Raw genomic sequence first — 15,539 nt, 5'->3', positions numbered from 1 at the left:
GCATCATGCGTGTGCTGCTGGTAGAAGATGACGAAATGATTGGCGCGAATCTGCAGCAAGCGCTGGAAGCGGCAGGTTGGTCAGTGGATTGGGTACGCGACGGCGTCTATGCCAGCAATGCCTGGGCCGAAGGCGGCTATACCTGCGTGTTGCTGGATCTTGGCTTGCCGCGTGAAGATGGCTTGCAGGTGCTGCGACGAGCGCGCACGCGCGGCGACATGACGCCGGTGCTGGTGCTCACCGCCCGCGATACCGTGCAGCAGCGCATTCAGGGATTGGACAGCGGCGCGGATGACTATTTGCTGAAACCCTTTGATCTGCAAGAGGTGCTGGCACGTATGCGCGCCATTACCCGCCGTCGCCACGGTGCGGCAGATTCTCTGCTCGGCAGCGGCGACGTGCAGATCGACATCATGACGCGCGAAGTGTTGTATAAAGGCCAGCGCGAACAGCTCACCGCACGTGAATATGCCCTGCTCTACGCCTTGCTGGAGCGGCCCGGCGCCATCCTTTCACGCGAACAGTTAGAAAACCGCATTTACGGCTGGGGCGAAGAGGTCAGCAGCAACGCGGTGGATGTACTAATTCACGGTATGCGCCGCAAACTGGATAACGAAGTGATCCGCAACGTACGCGGACTTGGCTGGCGGGTACCGGCAATATGAAACCTTTCACCTTTATGCGCTCGCTGCGTAACAAACTGCTCGCCACGCTGGTGATTCTGCATCTGGCGATGATCGGCGGCGTCACCTGGTATTTCTATCACTGCTACGGCGACATGATGGGTACCATGAAGGACGATCAACTCGCCAAGATCGCTGATGCCTGGGCCAGCAGCCAACGCATGCCGGCGCTGATGCCGATGGTGATGCATGAAGAGAAACTCAAAAGCACCTATATCGTTCAGCTGTGGGACGAAAGCAACCATCTGCGCGCCAGCTCGTGGCCGGGCCTGCATGCGCCATTGCAGCTGAAAAAAGGCTGGACCGATTTGAAAGTCGGGGATTGTGGCGACGACTGCGAATGGCGTGTTTACACGCGGCCCGGCGAGCTGGGCAGTGAAATCGGCAATATTCAGGTGCTGCATAATATTGGCTACATGAAAAGTATCATGGTCAAGCGAGCGCTCTCCGCCATCATTCCGTTGGTGCTGATGATGCCGCTCTCACTGATCGTGATATGGCTGGTGGTGCGGGCGATAACGCGTGATTTACGCGTGGCGTCGCGCCATATCGCAGCCCAGGAAACGCTGCATCCGCATAGCGTTTCACCTGATGGTTTACCGGACGAAGTGCTGCCGCTGGTGGCAGCTTACAACGCCTTGCTGGATAGACTGCGCGCGGCCTGGTCATCGCAGCGTCAGTTCCTCGAAGATGCGGCGCATGAGCTGCGCACGCCGGTCACCGCCGTGACCTTGCAGCTGGAGAATCTGCGGCAACATATTCAACCCGGAGAAGCCCGCCGCCAGTTCGATCAGCTGGAAGCGGGCGTAACGCGCACGCGCCATCTGGTGACGCAGCTGCTGAATATCTCGCGTCAGGAAGATCAATCGGTGGTCGCCACGGTGGAAAGCATCGAGCTGGACGACCTGCTGAAAGAGAGCATTGAGCAGTTGATGGTGGTGGCAGATAAGCGCGGCATTGATATCGGCTTTAACGGCACCACCCATTATCGCCTGCACGCCAGCCGCTCCGATCTGCGAAGCCTGTTTGATAACCTGATCGGCAATGCGATGCTGCACACGCCGGAAGGCAGCCTGGTCGATGTGCTGCTGCATCGCGTCGGTAATCACACCGTGGTGGATATTGTCGATAACGGGCCCGGCATGGCGGAATCCTTTATCGAACGCGCCTTTGACCGCTTCACCCGTTCGCCGGACGTGCAGGCGCAAGGCAGCGGACTGGGCTTATCGATTGTGCGCAGCGTTGCGCAAAAGCATCAGATGCAAGTTGCGCTGTCGAACCGCCACGATCAACAGGGCCAGATTGCTGGCCTGCAGGTGCGCGTTACCCTCCCATAACCCCGTAGGGTCGCCATTCATGGCGACCTTGCAATGTATCGCACCATTCTCTCAACCCCTTTTTCCCGACGAACGCGACACGTAAACGGTTGCGGGGTTCCGTTCGCCTCACGGTCTTTATGTGATAACGATCACATTTCCAGTGAATCAAACTGCAACACTTTTTGACAAACGTGACCAAAATCTATTTTCTATGCCTCTGTTACAGGCACATTACGCAAGCTTGAAAATCTGGCGACACAGACCGGATACGACAACTCACTGCCCATCCCCTGGGATCAATTTCACCCGATCGCGGCGACGGCCCGGCGATCAAAAGCATGTGGTTAACAATAATGAAATATAAAGCGTTGATAGCAGGGGCCTTATTGGCCAGCAGCTGGACTGGTGCGGCACAAGCGGCAGACAGCGATCCGCAGTACGTTTCTGACTGGTGGCATCAGAGCGTGAACGTGGTGGGCAGCTACCACACCCGTTTTGGACCCCAGTTCAACAACGACGTGTACCTGGAATACGAAGCCTTTGCCAAAAAGGATTGGTTCGATTTCTATGGCTACCTCGATCTGACCAACTTCTTCGGCGTGGGCAACAGCAACGCCAACGGCGTGTTCGACCATGGTTCGCCGATGTTCATGGAAATTGAGCCACGTTTCTCCATCGATAAGCTGACAGGCACCGACCTCTCTTTTGGTCCGTTTAAAGAGTGGTACTTCGCCAACAACTACATCTATGACATGGGTCGCAACAGCGATAGCCGTCAGAACACCTGGTACATGGGTCTCGGCACTGACATTGATACGCACAGCGATATCGGCCTGTCGCTGAACGTTTACGCGAAATACCAGTGGGAAAACTACGGTGCGGCGAACGAGAACAGCTGGGATGGTTATCGCTTCAAGGTGAAATACTTTGTGCCGATTACCGACCTATGGGGCGGCAAGCTGAGCTACATCGGCTTCACCAACTTCGACTGGGGTTCCGATCTGCGTGATAAGTCCGATCGTTCACGCACCAGCAACTCGATTGCATCGAGCCACATTCTGTCGCTGAACTACGATCACTGGCATGTTTCAACCGTGGCGCGTTATTTCCACAACGGCGGCCAGTGGGCTGATGGCCAGGAGGTGAACTTCGGTAACGGTCCGTTTGAAGTGAAATCGACTGGCTGGGGTTACTATTTGGTGGTGGGTTACAACTTCTAAGTTGTTGGTTTCCCTCACCCTAACCCTCTCCCACAAGTGGGAGAGGGAACAGATCGTGCCCCTACCTACTCTCTCTCCCGCTTGCGGGAGAGGGCTGGGTGAGGGCTAGCGCGCACCCTATACTCAAATCTGCGGCTTATACGCATTCACCATCCACGGTACGCCGAACTTATCGGTCAACATGCCAAAGCCATTGGCCCAGAACGTCGGTGCCCAGCTTTTCGTCACTTCACCGCCCGCTGACAACGCCTCAAACCAACGCTTGCCTTGCGCCTCATCCGGCGTGGATAAACTCACGGCAAAACCGCCATACGCCGCCTGCGGTGCGCCATCGCTCATCATCAATTCGCCCTGACCGATGCGCAGGTGGGCATGCATAATCTGCTCCGGCGAAAAGCTCACGCCCGAGATACAACCTTCGTCCTCCACCGGCGTGTCATCCGGCATATCGCCATAAGTCATCTTGAACAGCAGCTCGCCGTCGGTGGCGTCGAGGTAGAAGGCAATCGCCTCTTCGCAGCGACCGCTGTAAAACACATACGGGGTAACTTGCATGGTCTGTACTCCATAAAGGGAACGTCCCCTGCAAGTGTAGTGCGCATTATTTATACCGTTGCGAGCCAGGCCGCACTCTTACCTTTGCTGACAGTAGCGCCGAAACAGCTGCGCCATGTAGGCGCTCATCGGTGTCAGCGCGGTGTCTTTGCGCTGGATAAGGTAGAAAGTGGCTTTCGGTAAGGGTTCGTCGAGTTCGAGGGAGATCAGCTGGCCGCCGTGCGTCGGGTCTTCAATCACATCGCGCGAAATAATGCTGACGAAATCGCTCTGCGCCACCAGGCTGGTGCAGGCCATAAAGGTCTCGCAGGTGACGACGATTTTCGGTGCCATGCCGCGCTCGCCAAACAGATCGTGCAGCAGCCGATAATAGCTGCCCTGCGGCGTCGGCATGGTCCAGTCGCAGTGTTGCAGCTCGGCCAGCGTGCGCGCGTGCGCCATCGGATGCCCTTTGCGCATCACCACCTGATAATCACGCTCCATCAGCCGTTCAAACACCAATTCCTGATCGAGATGATTTTTATCATAGGTATTGATGGTGAAATCCAGTTCGCCCTGGCGCAGTTCATGCACCATCGAAACCAGCTGACCTTCAACAATTCGCACCTTAACCAGCGGATACTCGCGATGAAACTGATTGATCACCTGCGGCATAACGGTGCGCGCAATGCTGCCGCCCACGCCGATGTTGACGCGCCCGCCAGCCAATCCCAGCCGCTGCTGAATATCTTCCTGCGCCACCCGCAACTCTTCCAGTATCAGGCTGGCATGCTTAAAAAAGTTATCACCGATATCGGTCAGCGTAACGCCCTGCTGTCGCCGCTCGAACAGCCGCGCGCCCAGCGCCAGCTCCAGTTCCTGAATCGCTTTAGTCAGCGCAGGCTGTGAAAGCCCGGACAAGCGGCTGGCGGCGCGAATGCTGCCCTGACGCGCCACGTCAACAAACGCACGCAGCTGATGAAGTTTGAGGTTCGCAGACATAGTTTGATGATAACCGTTGTTTATCAGTAACAAGATATTCGCATCTTATGCGCGGCAAAACCAATGTGTAGATTCGGATGAATGCATAAAAAACCAACACTAAGGACATGCCGATGAAAACCCTTTCTGACCTCGTCAACGCTCGCATCCCGCAGATGCAGGCCTGGCGACGCGATCTGCACCACTTTGCCGAATCGGGCTGGCTGGAGTTCCGCACCGCCACGCTGGTGGCTGAAGAGCTGCATCGTCTTGGTTATCAACTCAAGCTGGGCCGCGAGGTGATCGATGCCGACTCGCGCATGGGATTGCCCTCTGCTGAGGTGCTGGTGCAGCAGGAAGCGCGCGCGCTGGAGCAAGGCGCGCTGCCGCAGTGGATTAAGCACTTCTCCGGCGGATTTTGTGGCGTGGTCGCCACGCTGGAAACCGGTCGTCCTGGCCCGGTAATGGGTTTCCGCGTGGATATGGATGCGCTCGATCAGAACGAAAGCCGCGCCGCCGATCATCTGCCAACGCGCGAAGGCTTTGCCTCCTGCAATCCCGGCATGATGCACGCCTGCGGCCACGACGGCCACACCACCATCGGCCTGGCGCTGGCGGGCGTGTTGATGGAGATGAAAGCGCAGCTGAGCGGCACCATCAAACTCATTTTCCAGCCAGCCGAAGAAGGCGTGCGCGGGGCGAAAGCGATGGTCGCGGCCGGTGTGGTGGATGATGTCGATCTGTTCACCGCCATCCATCTTGGTACTGGCGTGCCCGCCGGCGAAATCGTCTGTGGCAGCGACAGCTTCCTCGCCACCACCAAACTCGACGTCAATTTCACCGGCGTCGGCGCGCACGCCGGTGGCAAACCGGAAGAGGGTCGCAACGCCCTGCTGGCCGCGGCGCAGGCTACGCTGGCGCTGCACAATCTGCCGCAGCACAGCGGCGGCGTGGCGCGCGTTAACGTCGGCGTATTGCAAGCCGGAACCGGACGCAACGTGGTGCCCGACTGCGCGCTGATGAAGGTGGAAACGCGCGGCGTCAGCAATCAGGTTAACGACGATATCTATCAGCAGGCGCTGCGTGTGATTACCGGTGCGGCGGCGATGTACGGCGTGGAGTATGACGTCAAGCTGATGGGCGGCGCACGCAGCTGTACACCGAGCCCGGCGTGGGTGGAATTCATCCACCAGCAGGCCGAGGCGCTGGGCATTTTCAACTCGGTGATCGATACCAAACAGCAGGCGGCGGGCTCGGAAGATGCCACCTACATGCTGGAGCGCGTGCAGCAGCGCGGCGGCCAATCCTCCTACGTGATTTTCGGTTGCGATCTGGCGGCAGGCCATCACAACGCGAAGTTCGATTTCGACGAAGCGATCATGGCGACCGCCGTACAGACGCTGGCGACGCTGGCCCTCAATCAAGCGCAGTTTGGAGGCCAGCGATGAGCCACAGCGAATTTATCGATCACTACATCAACCAAAACCAGCCGCGTTTTACCGCCCTCAGCGATGCCATCTGGGACGTACCGGAAACCCGCTTTGAAGAGACAAAGTCTTCCGCGCTGCTGGCCGATGCGCTGGAGCAGGAAGGTTTTCGCGTTGAGCGCGGCGTCGGCAACATCGACACCGCGTTTATCGCCAGCATTGGCAGCGGCAAACCGGTGATCGCCATTCTCGGCGAGTTCGATGCGCTGGCGGGTTTGAGTCAGCAATCAGGTTGCGCCATGCCGCAGCCGCTGGTGGAAAACGGCAACGGCCACGGCTGCGGCCACAATCTGCTCGGCACCGCCGGTTTGGCTGCGGCCTTCGCCATCAAAGCCTGGTGGGCCGAGCACAGCCAGCGCGGCACGCTGCGCTTTTACGGCTGTCCGGGTGAAGAAGGCGGCTCCGGCAAAACCTTTATGGTGCGCGAAGGCTTATTCGACGATGTTGATGCGGCCGTGACCTGGCATCCCGAAGGTTTCAGCGGCATGTTCAACCTCAGCACGCTGGCCAATATTCAGGCCGCCTTCCGCTTCAAAGGCGTGGCGGCGCACGCGGCCAACTCGCCGCATTTAGGACGCAGCGCGCTGGATGCGGTGACGCTGATGAACACCGGCGCCAACTTCCTGCGCGAGCACATCGTGCAGGAAGCGCGCCTGCACTACGCAGTGACCAATGCCGGCGGCGTCTCCCCCAATGTGGTGCAAGCCGACGCCGAAGTGCTGTATCTGATTCGCGCGCCGCAGCTCGATCAGGCGCAGGATATCTATCAGCGCGTCATCAACATCGCCAAAGGCGCGGCCCTGATGACAGACACGCAGATGACGGTGCGCTTTGATAAAGCCTGCTCCAATTACGTGCCGAATCGCGCGTTGGAAAGCGTGATGGAGCGCTATTTGCATCAGTTTGGTTTGCCTGATTACAGTGAAGCGGAACAGGCGTTTGCCGCCGAGATGCGATCCACGCTAAGCAAAGACGATCTGCGCAACGCGCGTCTCAATGCAGCGCGCACCGGCGGTGAAGCGGGCGTTGCCTGGAGTGAAGCGCTCGGCGACAAGATTTTGATGGATGAAGTGGCGCCTTATGCGGTGACGCGCGAGATCCTATACGGTTCAACCGACGTCGGCGATGTGAGTTGGGTGACGCCCACCGCGCAGTGTTTTGCGCCCTGCTTCGCCTTCGGCACGCCGCTGCACACCTGGCAGCTGGTGGCGCAAGGCCGCACGTCCATTGCGCACAAGGGCATGTGTCTGGCCGCCAAAGTGATGGCCGCCACCGCGCTGACCTTGTTGCAGGATGACGAGGCGCTGGCGCGCTGCCGCTATGAGTTCCAGCGCGTGCGCCGCGAGCAGCCTTACGTCTGCCCGATTCCAGCGGATGTCACACCGTCGAAATTAACGTCCTAAGATTTACCCCTCGCGTTTATAAACGCGGACTAAAAAAAATATAAAAACTACAGCCCAAAATAATTCGAGCTGCAGGAAGGCGGCAAGTGCGGGCATCCCCAGGAGCTTACTCAAGTAAGTGACTGGGTTGCTCGCACGCAGCCAACGCACCTGCAGCTCGAAGTATGAAGGGCTTGCAAACACAATAAGACGACTGACGAGGAATGATCTATGGAAGCCACCACGGAGAACCGCAGCCCCGGAAAGCTGTTTAGCTGGATTGAACGCGTCGGCAACAAAGTGCCGAATCCATTCTTACTGTTCGTCTATTTGATCGTGGTGCTGATGGTGGCCACCGCCATACTCAGCAGCCTCGACGTGGCGGTGAAAAATCCGGCCAACGGCGAACTGGTGCGGGTAAACAACCTGCTAAGCGTCGCCGGGATTCAGTGGATCCTGCCCAACATCATTAAAAACTTCAGCGGCTTTACGCCGTTGGGATCGATTCTGGCGCTGGTGATTGGTGCGGGCCTGGCGGAAAAAGTCGGCCTGCTGCAATCACTGATGGTAAAAATGGCGTCGCGTGTGAGTCGTCGCTACGCCAGCTACATGGTGCTGTTTATCGCCTTCTTCAGCCACATTTCGTCCGATGCCGCGCTGGTGGTGATGCCGCCGCTCGGCGCGCTGATCTTCCTCGCGGTGGGACGTCATCCGGTGGCGGGATTGATGGCGGCGATTGCCGGCGTAGCGTCCGGTTTTACCGCCAACCTGCTGATTGTCACCACCGATGTACTGCTGTCCGGCATCAGTAGCGAAGCCGCCAAAGCGGTGAGCGATACCGTCCACGTTAGCGTGATCGACAACTGGTACTTTATGGCCAGCTCGGTGATTGTGCTGACCATCGCCGGTGCGCTGCTGACCGACAAATTTGTCGAGCCGCGCCTGCCCGCGTGGAACGGCGGCAACAACGATCGCCTGCCGCCGCTCACTGCGCTGGAGAATCGCGGCCTGAAAGCTGCCGGTATCGCCGCGCTGGTGTTTATCGCGCTGATGGCGCTGCTGGTGGTGCCGGAACACGCGCCGCTGCGCAATCCGAAAACCGGCGGTATCATTCCGTCGCCGTTTATTCAGGGCATTGTGCCGATCATCATCCTGTTCTTCTTTGTGGTAGCGATTGCCTATGGCGCGGTGACAAAGCAGATTCGCCACGCGGATGATATCCCGCAGCTGCTGGTGGATCCGATGAAGAGCATGGCGGGCTTTATTGTGATGGTGTTTCCGCTGTCGCAGTTTGTTGCCTTCTTCAACTGGAGCAACATGGGCAAGTTCATGGCTATCGGCCTGACAGATGTGCTGGAAAGCGCGGGCATTAGCGGTGCACCGGCGTTTATGGGCTTGATGTTCCTCTCGGCGTTCCTGTGCATGTTTATCGCCAGCGGCTCAGCCATCTGGTCGATTCTGGCACCGGTATTTGTGCCGATGTTTATGCTGCTGGGCTTCCATCCGGCGTTTGCGCAGATGATTTTCCGCATCGCCGATTCTGCGGTGTTGCCGCTGGCACCGATGTCGCCGTTCCTGCCGCTGTTCCTCGGCTTTCTGCAGCGCTATCAAAAAGATGCACAGCTGGGCACCTATTATGTGCTGATCTTCCCCTATCCGCTGGTGTTCTTCACCACCTGGATTGTGCTGCTGCTGGCGTGGTATGCGCTCGGTTTACCGATCGGTCCGGGCGTCTATCCGAGCCTGCACTAAGCCTGCGCCACGGATGGCGACTCCTTTTCTGTGAACTGCAACGTATGTTGCCAAAATGTCACCGTCCCGCCTCTCGGCAACGCTCAGCGAATTTATTATCCTGCTATTCCTTCGCTTGCTAACGGTTAATTATTTTTAAAACCCATCTCAGCCGTCAGCGGGTTCTGCAAACACCGAGGTTTACACAACAATGACAACAATCACGTCGACAGGGATGGCGAACGACCACATCAGTGCGGATCGCCGCACCTTAGCCGGGCGCATTGATGCGCTGCCCTCTTCTGCCGGTCTGTGGCGCTTTATCACGCTACTGGCGCTGGGCGGCTTCTTTGAGCTCTACGATCTGTTTGAAACCGGCTACATCAGCTCCGGCCTGGTGGCGGCGGGCGTGTTTCATACCGGTTCTGCCGGCGTGTTCGGCGTCGCCGATCAGGCGGCATTTGCCTCCGCGACTTTCCTTGGCCTGTTTGTCGGCGCGAGTTTGCTTGCGCCCTACGCCGACCGTTTTGGCCGCCGCCTGACCTTTATGTGCGCGCTGGCGTGGTACGGCGCGTTTTCGCTGCTGATGGCGTTCCAGCAAAGCGCGGAGATGATCATCCTGTTCCGCTTCCTCGTGGGCGTTGGCCTTGGCGTTGAGCTGGTGACCATCGATACCTATCTTTCCGAATGGGTACCGGCGCATCTGCGCAGCCGCGCGTTCGCCTTCTCCTTCTTTATCCAGTTCCTGTCGGTACCGGCGGTGGCGCTGATGTCGTGGTGGCTGGTGCCGCAAACCATTCTTAGCCTTGAAGGCTGGCGCTGGGTGGTGATTGCCGGTGCGGTCTGCTCGCTGGTGATCTGGCTGATTCGTAAAAACCTGCCGGAATCCGCGCGCTGGCTGGCACAACAAGGACGGCATCAGGAAGCGCATCAGGTTTTGAGCGCAATGGAAAAGCGCTGTGGTATTTCTTCTCCCCTTCCCCCACTGGTGGGGGAAGGCCGGGATGGGGGACAGTTCGCACCTGAGCAACCTAAGCAAGGGCGTTTCAGCGAGATTTGGGCACCAGCCTATCGCAAGCGCACGCTGATGCTGGTGGTGATGAACTTCTTTCAGGCGATTGGCTTTTTTGGCTTCGGCAACTGGCTGCCCGCGCTGCTGTCGGGCAAAGGCGCGACCGTCACACATAGCCTGCTGTATGCGTTTTTCATTACGCTGGCCTACCCGCTCGGCTCGCTGATTTGCAGTCGCTACGCCGACAAGCTCGAGAACAAATGGCAGATCGTGTTTTCATCGCTGATGACGGTGGTGTTCGGCACGCTGTTTGCGTTTATGACCAATCCGGTGCTGATGATCATCTGCGGCTTCCTGATCACCTACAGCAACGCATGGCTGACCTTTAGCTATCACGCTTATCAAACCGAGATTTTCCCGACGCACATTCGCGCCCGCGCGGTGGGTTTCTGCTACTCGTTTAGCCGCCTGTCGACGGTGTTCAGCAGTATTTTGATTGGCATTATTTTGCAGTATGCCGGCAGCCAGGGCGTGATCGCCTTTATCGTGCTGAGTATGTTGATGGTGATGCTGTCGGTAGGAATTTACGGGCCGAAAACCCGTGGGATGGATTTGGAGAATATTTGAAGAGTATTAAAGAAAATGGCGGCCAACTTGGCCGCCATGATGAGAAGTGGTTAAATCAGATCGATTTTCACGCCCTGTTGTACCAGCAATTCCACATCCAAACCGTCGTGGCTGTATACCTGATATTTCAAACCAGCCACTGACACCTTACCCTTTTGGCGATGCCAATCACCTTCATCAATGCCATTGCCTAATAAGTCATCTAGCTTAATGACATCATTTTTGTTTCCTTTCACCACCAATTGCGTTTTTCCATCCTGAATAAAGAGATCTTTGCTACCCGCACTGAGGATGTCACTGACATTAATGTTGAGCGTATTCCCAGAGCTGATTTTGACCATATTCACTACCGATTTTTGGTTGCTGGCTGCGATTAAGTCAGCTAAGTAATCGGATGAAATTTCATTCATTTTGGATGCAAAGCTATCGGGTTTAGCGTCAAAGGTGAACATAGCCGCGTTAGGATCACGTACCGTGCTACCGGATACCTGGAAATCGTGCGTGCCGTAGGAGGTGAGCTGCGGTGTAGTAAATGTCCATTCGCCATTGGCGTTAGCTTTGGTACTGCCACTGACCCACCATTTGCCGTTGTCATGTCTGGCATGAATGTAGACGGTGCTATTAGCCGATGTATAGCCTTTCAGGGTTGGCGTCAGATCATCAGTACGGCCACCATTAACAATATTGCCCTGGAGCAGACCATTGTTGTCATGGGCAGTAACAATGACCGGGACAATCCTGCTGTCAGGCGCTGCATACAGCGAGAGAAAGGCGGAGCTTGGATCACGTACCGCACTGCCGGATACCTGGAATGTGTAGGTGCCGTAGGTAGTCAACTGCGGCATATCATATGCCCACTCTCCTTTAGCGTTGGCGTTCGTGCTGCCACTTATCCACCAATTGCCGTTTTCATGCTTAGTATGAACGTACACAATCGCGCCCGCAGAGGCATGCCCTTTCAGGGTTGGCGTCAGGTCGTCGGTTCGGCCACCATTCTGGATGGTGCCCTGAAGCTTACCATTGTTGTCATATGCGGTATCAATGACCGGCGCAATCTGCGCGTCTGGACCCGCATACAGCGTGAAAGTCGACGCTTTTGGATCGCGTACCGTGCTGCCGGATGCCTGGAAATCGTAGTTGCTGTGGTAAGGCAACTGCGGCATATCATATGACCATTCACCTTTGGCATCCGCTTTCGTACTGCCGCTTACCCACCATGCGCCGCTTTCATACTTCACATGAATGTAGACAATCGCGCCCGCAGAGGCATGCCCTTTCAGGGTTGGCGTCAGGTCGTCGGTTCGGCCACCATTCTGGATAGTGCCCTGTTTCAGCCCGTTGTTGTCGATGAGGTAATCAATGACCGGCGCAATCTGCGCGTCTGGACCCGCATACAGCGTGAAAGTCGACGCTTTTGGATCGCGTACCGTGCTGCCGGATGCCTGGAAATCGTAGTTGCTGTGGTAAGGCAACTGCGGCATATCATATGACCATTCACCTTTGGCATCCGCTTTCGTACTGCCGCTTACCCACCATGCGCCGCTTTCATACTTCACATGAATGTAGACAATCGCGCCCGCAGAGGCATGCCCTTTCAGGGTTGGCGTCAGGTCGTCGGTTCGGCCACCATTCTGGATGGTGCCCTGTTTCAGACCATTGTTGTCGTAGGCAGATTCAATGACGGGTTGCACATATGTATTGATCTGGAGAGAGAATTCGCCACTCTTACCGTTATAACTTGTTGAGTTGGATGCCTGAAAATCATAGACGCCATTGCCGTTAGTCAGTTTGGCTACTTCAATATTCCAGAATCCGTTTGCATCGGCTACGGCACTGCCTTTGAGGGACCAACTGCCATTCTGATGACGCGCATGAAGGTAGACAATACTGTGAGCTTCAGCACTGCCACTAAAGGCTGGGGTTAAATCATCGGTATCAGCACCAGAAGCGAGTTTACCCTGTGCATCACCAAAATTATCCCATGCATACTCAATCTTCACCGTAGTGGGGGCAACTGCAATCACGTCAAACGCTGCGGTTGGCTGGCTTAATTCACCTCGACTATTCTGCGAACGCAGAGTAATGCTGTTTTTGCCATAGTGCAGTACATCTGAGCTTGCTTCCCAAGCCCACTTTCCATTCTCAACCGGAGCAATACCAACGCGTTTTCCTTTGACATAAATATGAACGGATTCGGCGCCAACTGGCGCATTACCTCGCAATGATGGACGAAGATCATCCGTGCTCTCACCATGTTTGATGACACCGGTTTCCAGGCCGTAATTGTCATACACCTCCAGCAATTGAGGTTTATTGATGGTGGGTACATTTACAAACAGCGTGAAGACATCAGAATCTTCACTGACCTGGCCAAAACGATCGGTAGCGGTGACGTAGATGCGTTGTTCGCCATCACGCAATTTAGGTTCCATTGTCCACTGGCCATTTTTCGCCGCCTGTACACTACCCAACAAGAAGCCATTGCTGTACACACGAACAATACTGTCTGGCTCGGCATAGCCAGAAATCGTCGGTTTACGGTCATCAGTAAATCCCTTGTCTCCTACGGGCCCCTTAACGCTCCCAACATCATCCATAATGCGCGTAATACCCGGCTTATCCGGTGCGCTAAGATCGACATTAATGCGTGTCTGATAAACATCGCCATAGTTCCCGGCGAGATCAACATAGCGAATGGAAAGATTATGGCCGCCTTCAGCTAATTGCAGTGGCAACTGAAATTCCCAATCGCCATTCGCGTCTATTTTTGAAGTGAATTTTTTCCCATTAATAACGAGCTCGACGATGCCATCCTTAGCATCGGGAGCATTAGATTTCCAGTATTGATAGGGCGTATTAACCCAGTTTTCAAAACCAGGCAACATAGGATCATAGGCAGTTGACATAAAAATTCCTTTTAATTAAAGCGTTGAAAATATGAAAAACAGCAATAGCAAAAGGATTTTTAAATAATTAACATTCGGTATTAAAACAGAAAGGTCTTGAAAGCAATAAAAAACCCCAACAAAAATTATACACAAGACAAGTCTTTCGACAATTAAGCGATAATTTTTATTCAGTTACCAATGAGAAATTAAATAATATTTAGAAATGTGTTTTGCGGGAGGTTAAACAATACAGAATTTAAAAATGACCATGAAATAGGATTATTCATTAATGAAATGATGAGTACTAAAAAATAGTAGAAAGGAGGCCACACTGGCCTCCTGTCATTTTACTGCCCTTCCAACACCTTAATATCTGCATTACCCTGCTTCGGCTGCACGGTTTCGTCTTTACGCAGTTCGGCCACATCTTTCGCCGACACGCTCGACTTCACGCCATTGCCCCAGCTGCCACGGATAAAGTTCACCACATCCGCCACCTGCTGATCGTTCAGGCGCCAGCCGAACGCCGGCATGGTGATCGCCGTGGGTGCGCCTTTTACGCCTGGCAAGGTGCCGCCAACCAATACGATATGAATCAGCGAGGTCGGGTCATCCGCCATCACCACCGGATTGCCGCGCAGCGCGGGGTAGAAGCGCTGATAGCCGCTGCCGTCGGTTTTGTGGCACGCCGCGCAGCTATCGACATAAGTCGATGCGCCAGGCTGGCTGTCGTCACCTTTCCACAACGCCTGAGACACCGCATCATCCTGCTTAAACACCGCCTGATTTGGATCTTTCGCGCCGAGGGATTTCAGATACTTAGCAATCGCGCTGATATCGTCATCGCTCAGATACTGCAGGCTGTGCTGCACCACATCGGTCATGCCACCAAACACCGCGGTGTGATCGTTGCGGCCAAAGCGCAGGAACTGCTTGAGATCGTCTTCGCTCCAGCGGCCTAAACCATCGCGGTTGTCGCCACGCAGGTTACTGGCGGTCCAGCCATCAATCGGCGCGCTGCTGCCAGCGAGATAGTTGTTACCTTCGCCGTTGTTGAGCGCTTTTTCCTGCATGGTGATGCTACGCGGCGTATGGCAAGCACCACAGTGGCCGAGACCTTCCACCAGATAGCGACCGCGTGCCAACTGGGGATCTTCCTGTGCCGCCGGCTGGAACGCTTTCACGTCCGGCGCAAAGATGCCGCGCCAGATGGCTAATGGCCAACGCATCGACAGCGGCCACGGAATGTCGCTCTCTTTGTTCGCCTGCGCCACCGGCTGCACGCCGTGCATGAAGTAGGCGTAGAGCGCCTTCATGTCGTCATCGCTGACCACCGCGTAAGACGGATACGGCATCGCCGGATAGAGCGTGTCGCCGTTTTTCGCTACGCCGTGACGCACCGCTTTCTGGAAGTCGTCATAGCTGTAATCGCCAATCCCGTTGGCTTTGTCCGGCGTGATGTTGGTGGAGTAGATGGTGCCGATCGGCGTCGCCATCGGCAGTCCACCGGCAAAGGGTTTACCGCCTTCGGTGCTGTGACAGGCCACGCAGTCGCCCGCGCGCGCCAGATACTCACCGCGCTTCACCAGCGCGTCCGAACCTGCTTCGTCCGCCACTGCGGCGAACGTCATCGTGCCCAGAAACAGGGCTAAAATGCTTTTGATCATCGCCGTGT

The 15,539-nt window shown here is 56.0% G+C and carries 11 protein-coding genes; 7 read left to right on the top strand and 4 right to left on the bottom strand.

Translation table 11 applies throughout. The features are described from left to right. Positions 1 to 5: 5 nt before the first annotated feature. The 3 genes from PanJK_RS14750 to PanJK_RS14740 all read left to right on the top strand — a co-directional run bounded on the left by PanJK_RS14750 (position 6) and on the right by PanJK_RS14740 (position 3,222). Entirely contained in the window at positions 6 to 665 is a 660-nt protein-coding gene (locus PanJK_RS14750; protein ID WP_008105599.1) for a response regulator transcription factor, read from the top strand. Next, entirely contained in the window at positions 662 to 2,020 is a 1,359-nt protein-coding gene (locus PanJK_RS14745) for a sensor histidine kinase (protein ID WP_265300728.1), read from the top strand. The genes PanJK_RS14750 and PanJK_RS14745 overlap by 4 nt, the downstream gene beginning before the upstream one ends. A 335-nt stretch (positions 2,021 to 2,355) precedes the next feature. Continuing rightward, complete coding sequence (locus PanJK_RS14740; RefSeq protein ID WP_008105602.1) at positions 2,356 to 3,222, top strand: nucleoside-specific channel-forming protein Tsx; 867 nt, start codon at positions 2,356 to 2,358, stop codon at positions 3,220 to 3,222. Positions 3,223 to 3,345: 123 nt separating this feature from the next. Here PanJK_RS14740 and yjdN read toward each other — a convergent pair whose 3' ends face one another. Further along, complete coding sequence (yjdN, locus tag PanJK_RS14735) at positions 3,346 to 3,777, bottom strand: VOC family metalloprotein YjdN (protein WP_265300725.1); 432 nt, start codon at positions 3,775 to 3,777, stop codon at positions 3,346 to 3,348. Between the two features lie 78 nt (positions 3,778 to 3,855). After that, positions 3,856 to 4,758 (bottom strand): LysR family transcriptional regulator, encoded by a 903-nt coding sequence (locus tag PanJK_RS14730; RefSeq protein WP_256698471.1) that lies wholly within the window; start codon positions 4,756 to 4,758, stop codon positions 3,856 to 3,858. Between the two features lie 113 nt (positions 4,759 to 4,871). Here PanJK_RS14730 and PanJK_RS14725 point away from each other — a divergent pair, with 113 nt between their 5' ends. The 4 genes from PanJK_RS14725 (at position 4,872) to PanJK_RS14710 (ending at position 10,976) form a co-directional block, all read left to right on the top strand. Then, entirely contained in the window at positions 4,872 to 6,185 is a 1,314-nt protein-coding gene (locus tag PanJK_RS14725; RefSeq protein ID WP_265300721.1) for an amidohydrolase, read from the top strand. Next, complete coding sequence (locus tag PanJK_RS14720; protein ID WP_265300719.1) at positions 6,182 to 7,627, top strand: M20 family metallopeptidase; 1,446 nt, start codon at positions 6,182 to 6,184, stop codon at positions 7,625 to 7,627. The genes PanJK_RS14725 and PanJK_RS14720 overlap by 4 nt, the downstream gene beginning before the upstream one ends. A gap of 210 nt (positions 7,628 to 7,837) precedes the next feature. Beyond that, positions 7,838 to 9,358 carry a p-aminobenzoyl-glutamate transporter gene (gene abgT, locus PanJK_RS14715; RefSeq protein WP_265300717.1) on the top strand — a complete coding sequence of 507 codons (1,521 nt, stop codon included), beginning with the start codon at positions 7,838 to 7,840 and terminating at the stop codon, positions 9,356 to 9,358. A gap of 190 nt (positions 9,359 to 9,548) precedes the next feature. After that, positions 9,549 to 10,976, top strand: coding sequence for an MFS transporter (locus PanJK_RS14710; protein ID WP_265300715.1), 1,428 nt, complete (start codon positions 9,549 to 9,551; stop codon positions 10,974 to 10,976). Between the two features lie 50 nt (positions 10,977 to 11,026). On the opposite strand, the gene PanJK_RS14705 is transcribed toward PanJK_RS14710, so the two are convergent. After that, positions 11,027 to 13,882: an Ig-like domain-containing protein gene (locus tag PanJK_RS14705; RefSeq protein WP_265300713.1), complete on the bottom strand. Its 2,856-nt coding sequence runs from the start codon at positions 13,880 to 13,882 to the stop codon at positions 11,027 to 11,029. A gap of 329 nt (positions 13,883 to 14,211) precedes the next feature. Beyond that, positions 14,212 to 15,531, bottom strand: a complete 1,320-nt coding sequence (locus tag PanJK_RS14700) for a c-type cytochrome (RefSeq protein ID WP_265300711.1) — start codon at positions 15,529 to 15,531, stop codon at positions 14,212 to 14,214. Between the last annotated feature and the right edge of the window lie 8 nt (positions 15,532 to 15,539).

It is taken from the genome of Pantoea sp. JK (assembly GCF_026130245.1).
GTDB lineage: Bacteria > Pseudomonadota > Gammaproteobacteria > Enterobacterales > Enterobacteriaceae > Pantoea > Pantoea trifolii.
Note: the sequence above shows the minus strand (reverse complement) of the source record. Positions and strands in the feature narration are given on the sequence as shown.

What these genes read in the sequence shown, in the direction of transcription:
- PanJK_RS14710 (WP_265300715.1), top strand. Translation starts at nt 9,549, where the DNA reads ATGACAACAATCACGTCGACAGGGATGGCGAACGACCACATCAGTGCG.
- PanJK_RS14725 (WP_265300721.1), top strand. Translation starts at nt 4,872, where the DNA reads ATGAAAACCCTTTCTGACCTCGTCAACGCTCGCATCCCGCAGATGCAG.
- PanJK_RS14705 (WP_265300713.1), bottom strand. Translation starts at nt 13,882, where the DNA reads ATGTCAACTGCCTATGATCCTATGTTGCCTGGTTTTGAAAACTGGGTT.
- PanJK_RS14740 (WP_008105602.1), top strand. Translation starts at nt 2,356, where the DNA reads ATGAAATATAAAGCGTTGATAGCAGGGGCCTTATTGGCCAGCAGCTGG.
- PanJK_RS14700 (WP_265300711.1), bottom strand. Translation starts at nt 15,531, where the DNA reads ATGATCAAAAGCATTTTAGCCCTGTTTCTGGGCACGATGACGTTCGCC.
- yjdN (WP_265300725.1), bottom strand. Translation starts at nt 3,777, where the DNA reads ATGCAAGTTACCCCGTATGTGTTTTACAGCGGTCGCTGCGAAGAGGCG.
- PanJK_RS14730 (WP_256698471.1), bottom strand. Translation starts at nt 4,758, where the DNA reads ATGTCTGCGAACCTCAAACTTCATCAGCTGCGTGCGTTTGTTGACGTG.
- abgT (WP_265300717.1), top strand. Translation starts at nt 7,838, where the DNA reads ATGGAAGCCACCACGGAGAACCGCAGCCCCGGAAAGCTGTTTAGCTGG.
- PanJK_RS14720 (WP_265300719.1), top strand. Translation starts at nt 6,182, where the DNA reads ATGAGCCACAGCGAATTTATCGATCACTACATCAACCAAAACCAGCCG.
- PanJK_RS14745 (WP_265300728.1), top strand. Translation starts at nt 662, where the DNA reads ATGAAACCTTTCACCTTTATGCGCTCGCTGCGTAACAAACTGCTCGCC.
- PanJK_RS14750 (WP_008105599.1), top strand. Translation starts at nt 6, where the DNA reads ATGCGTGTGCTGCTGGTAGAAGATGACGAAATGATTGGCGCGAATCTG.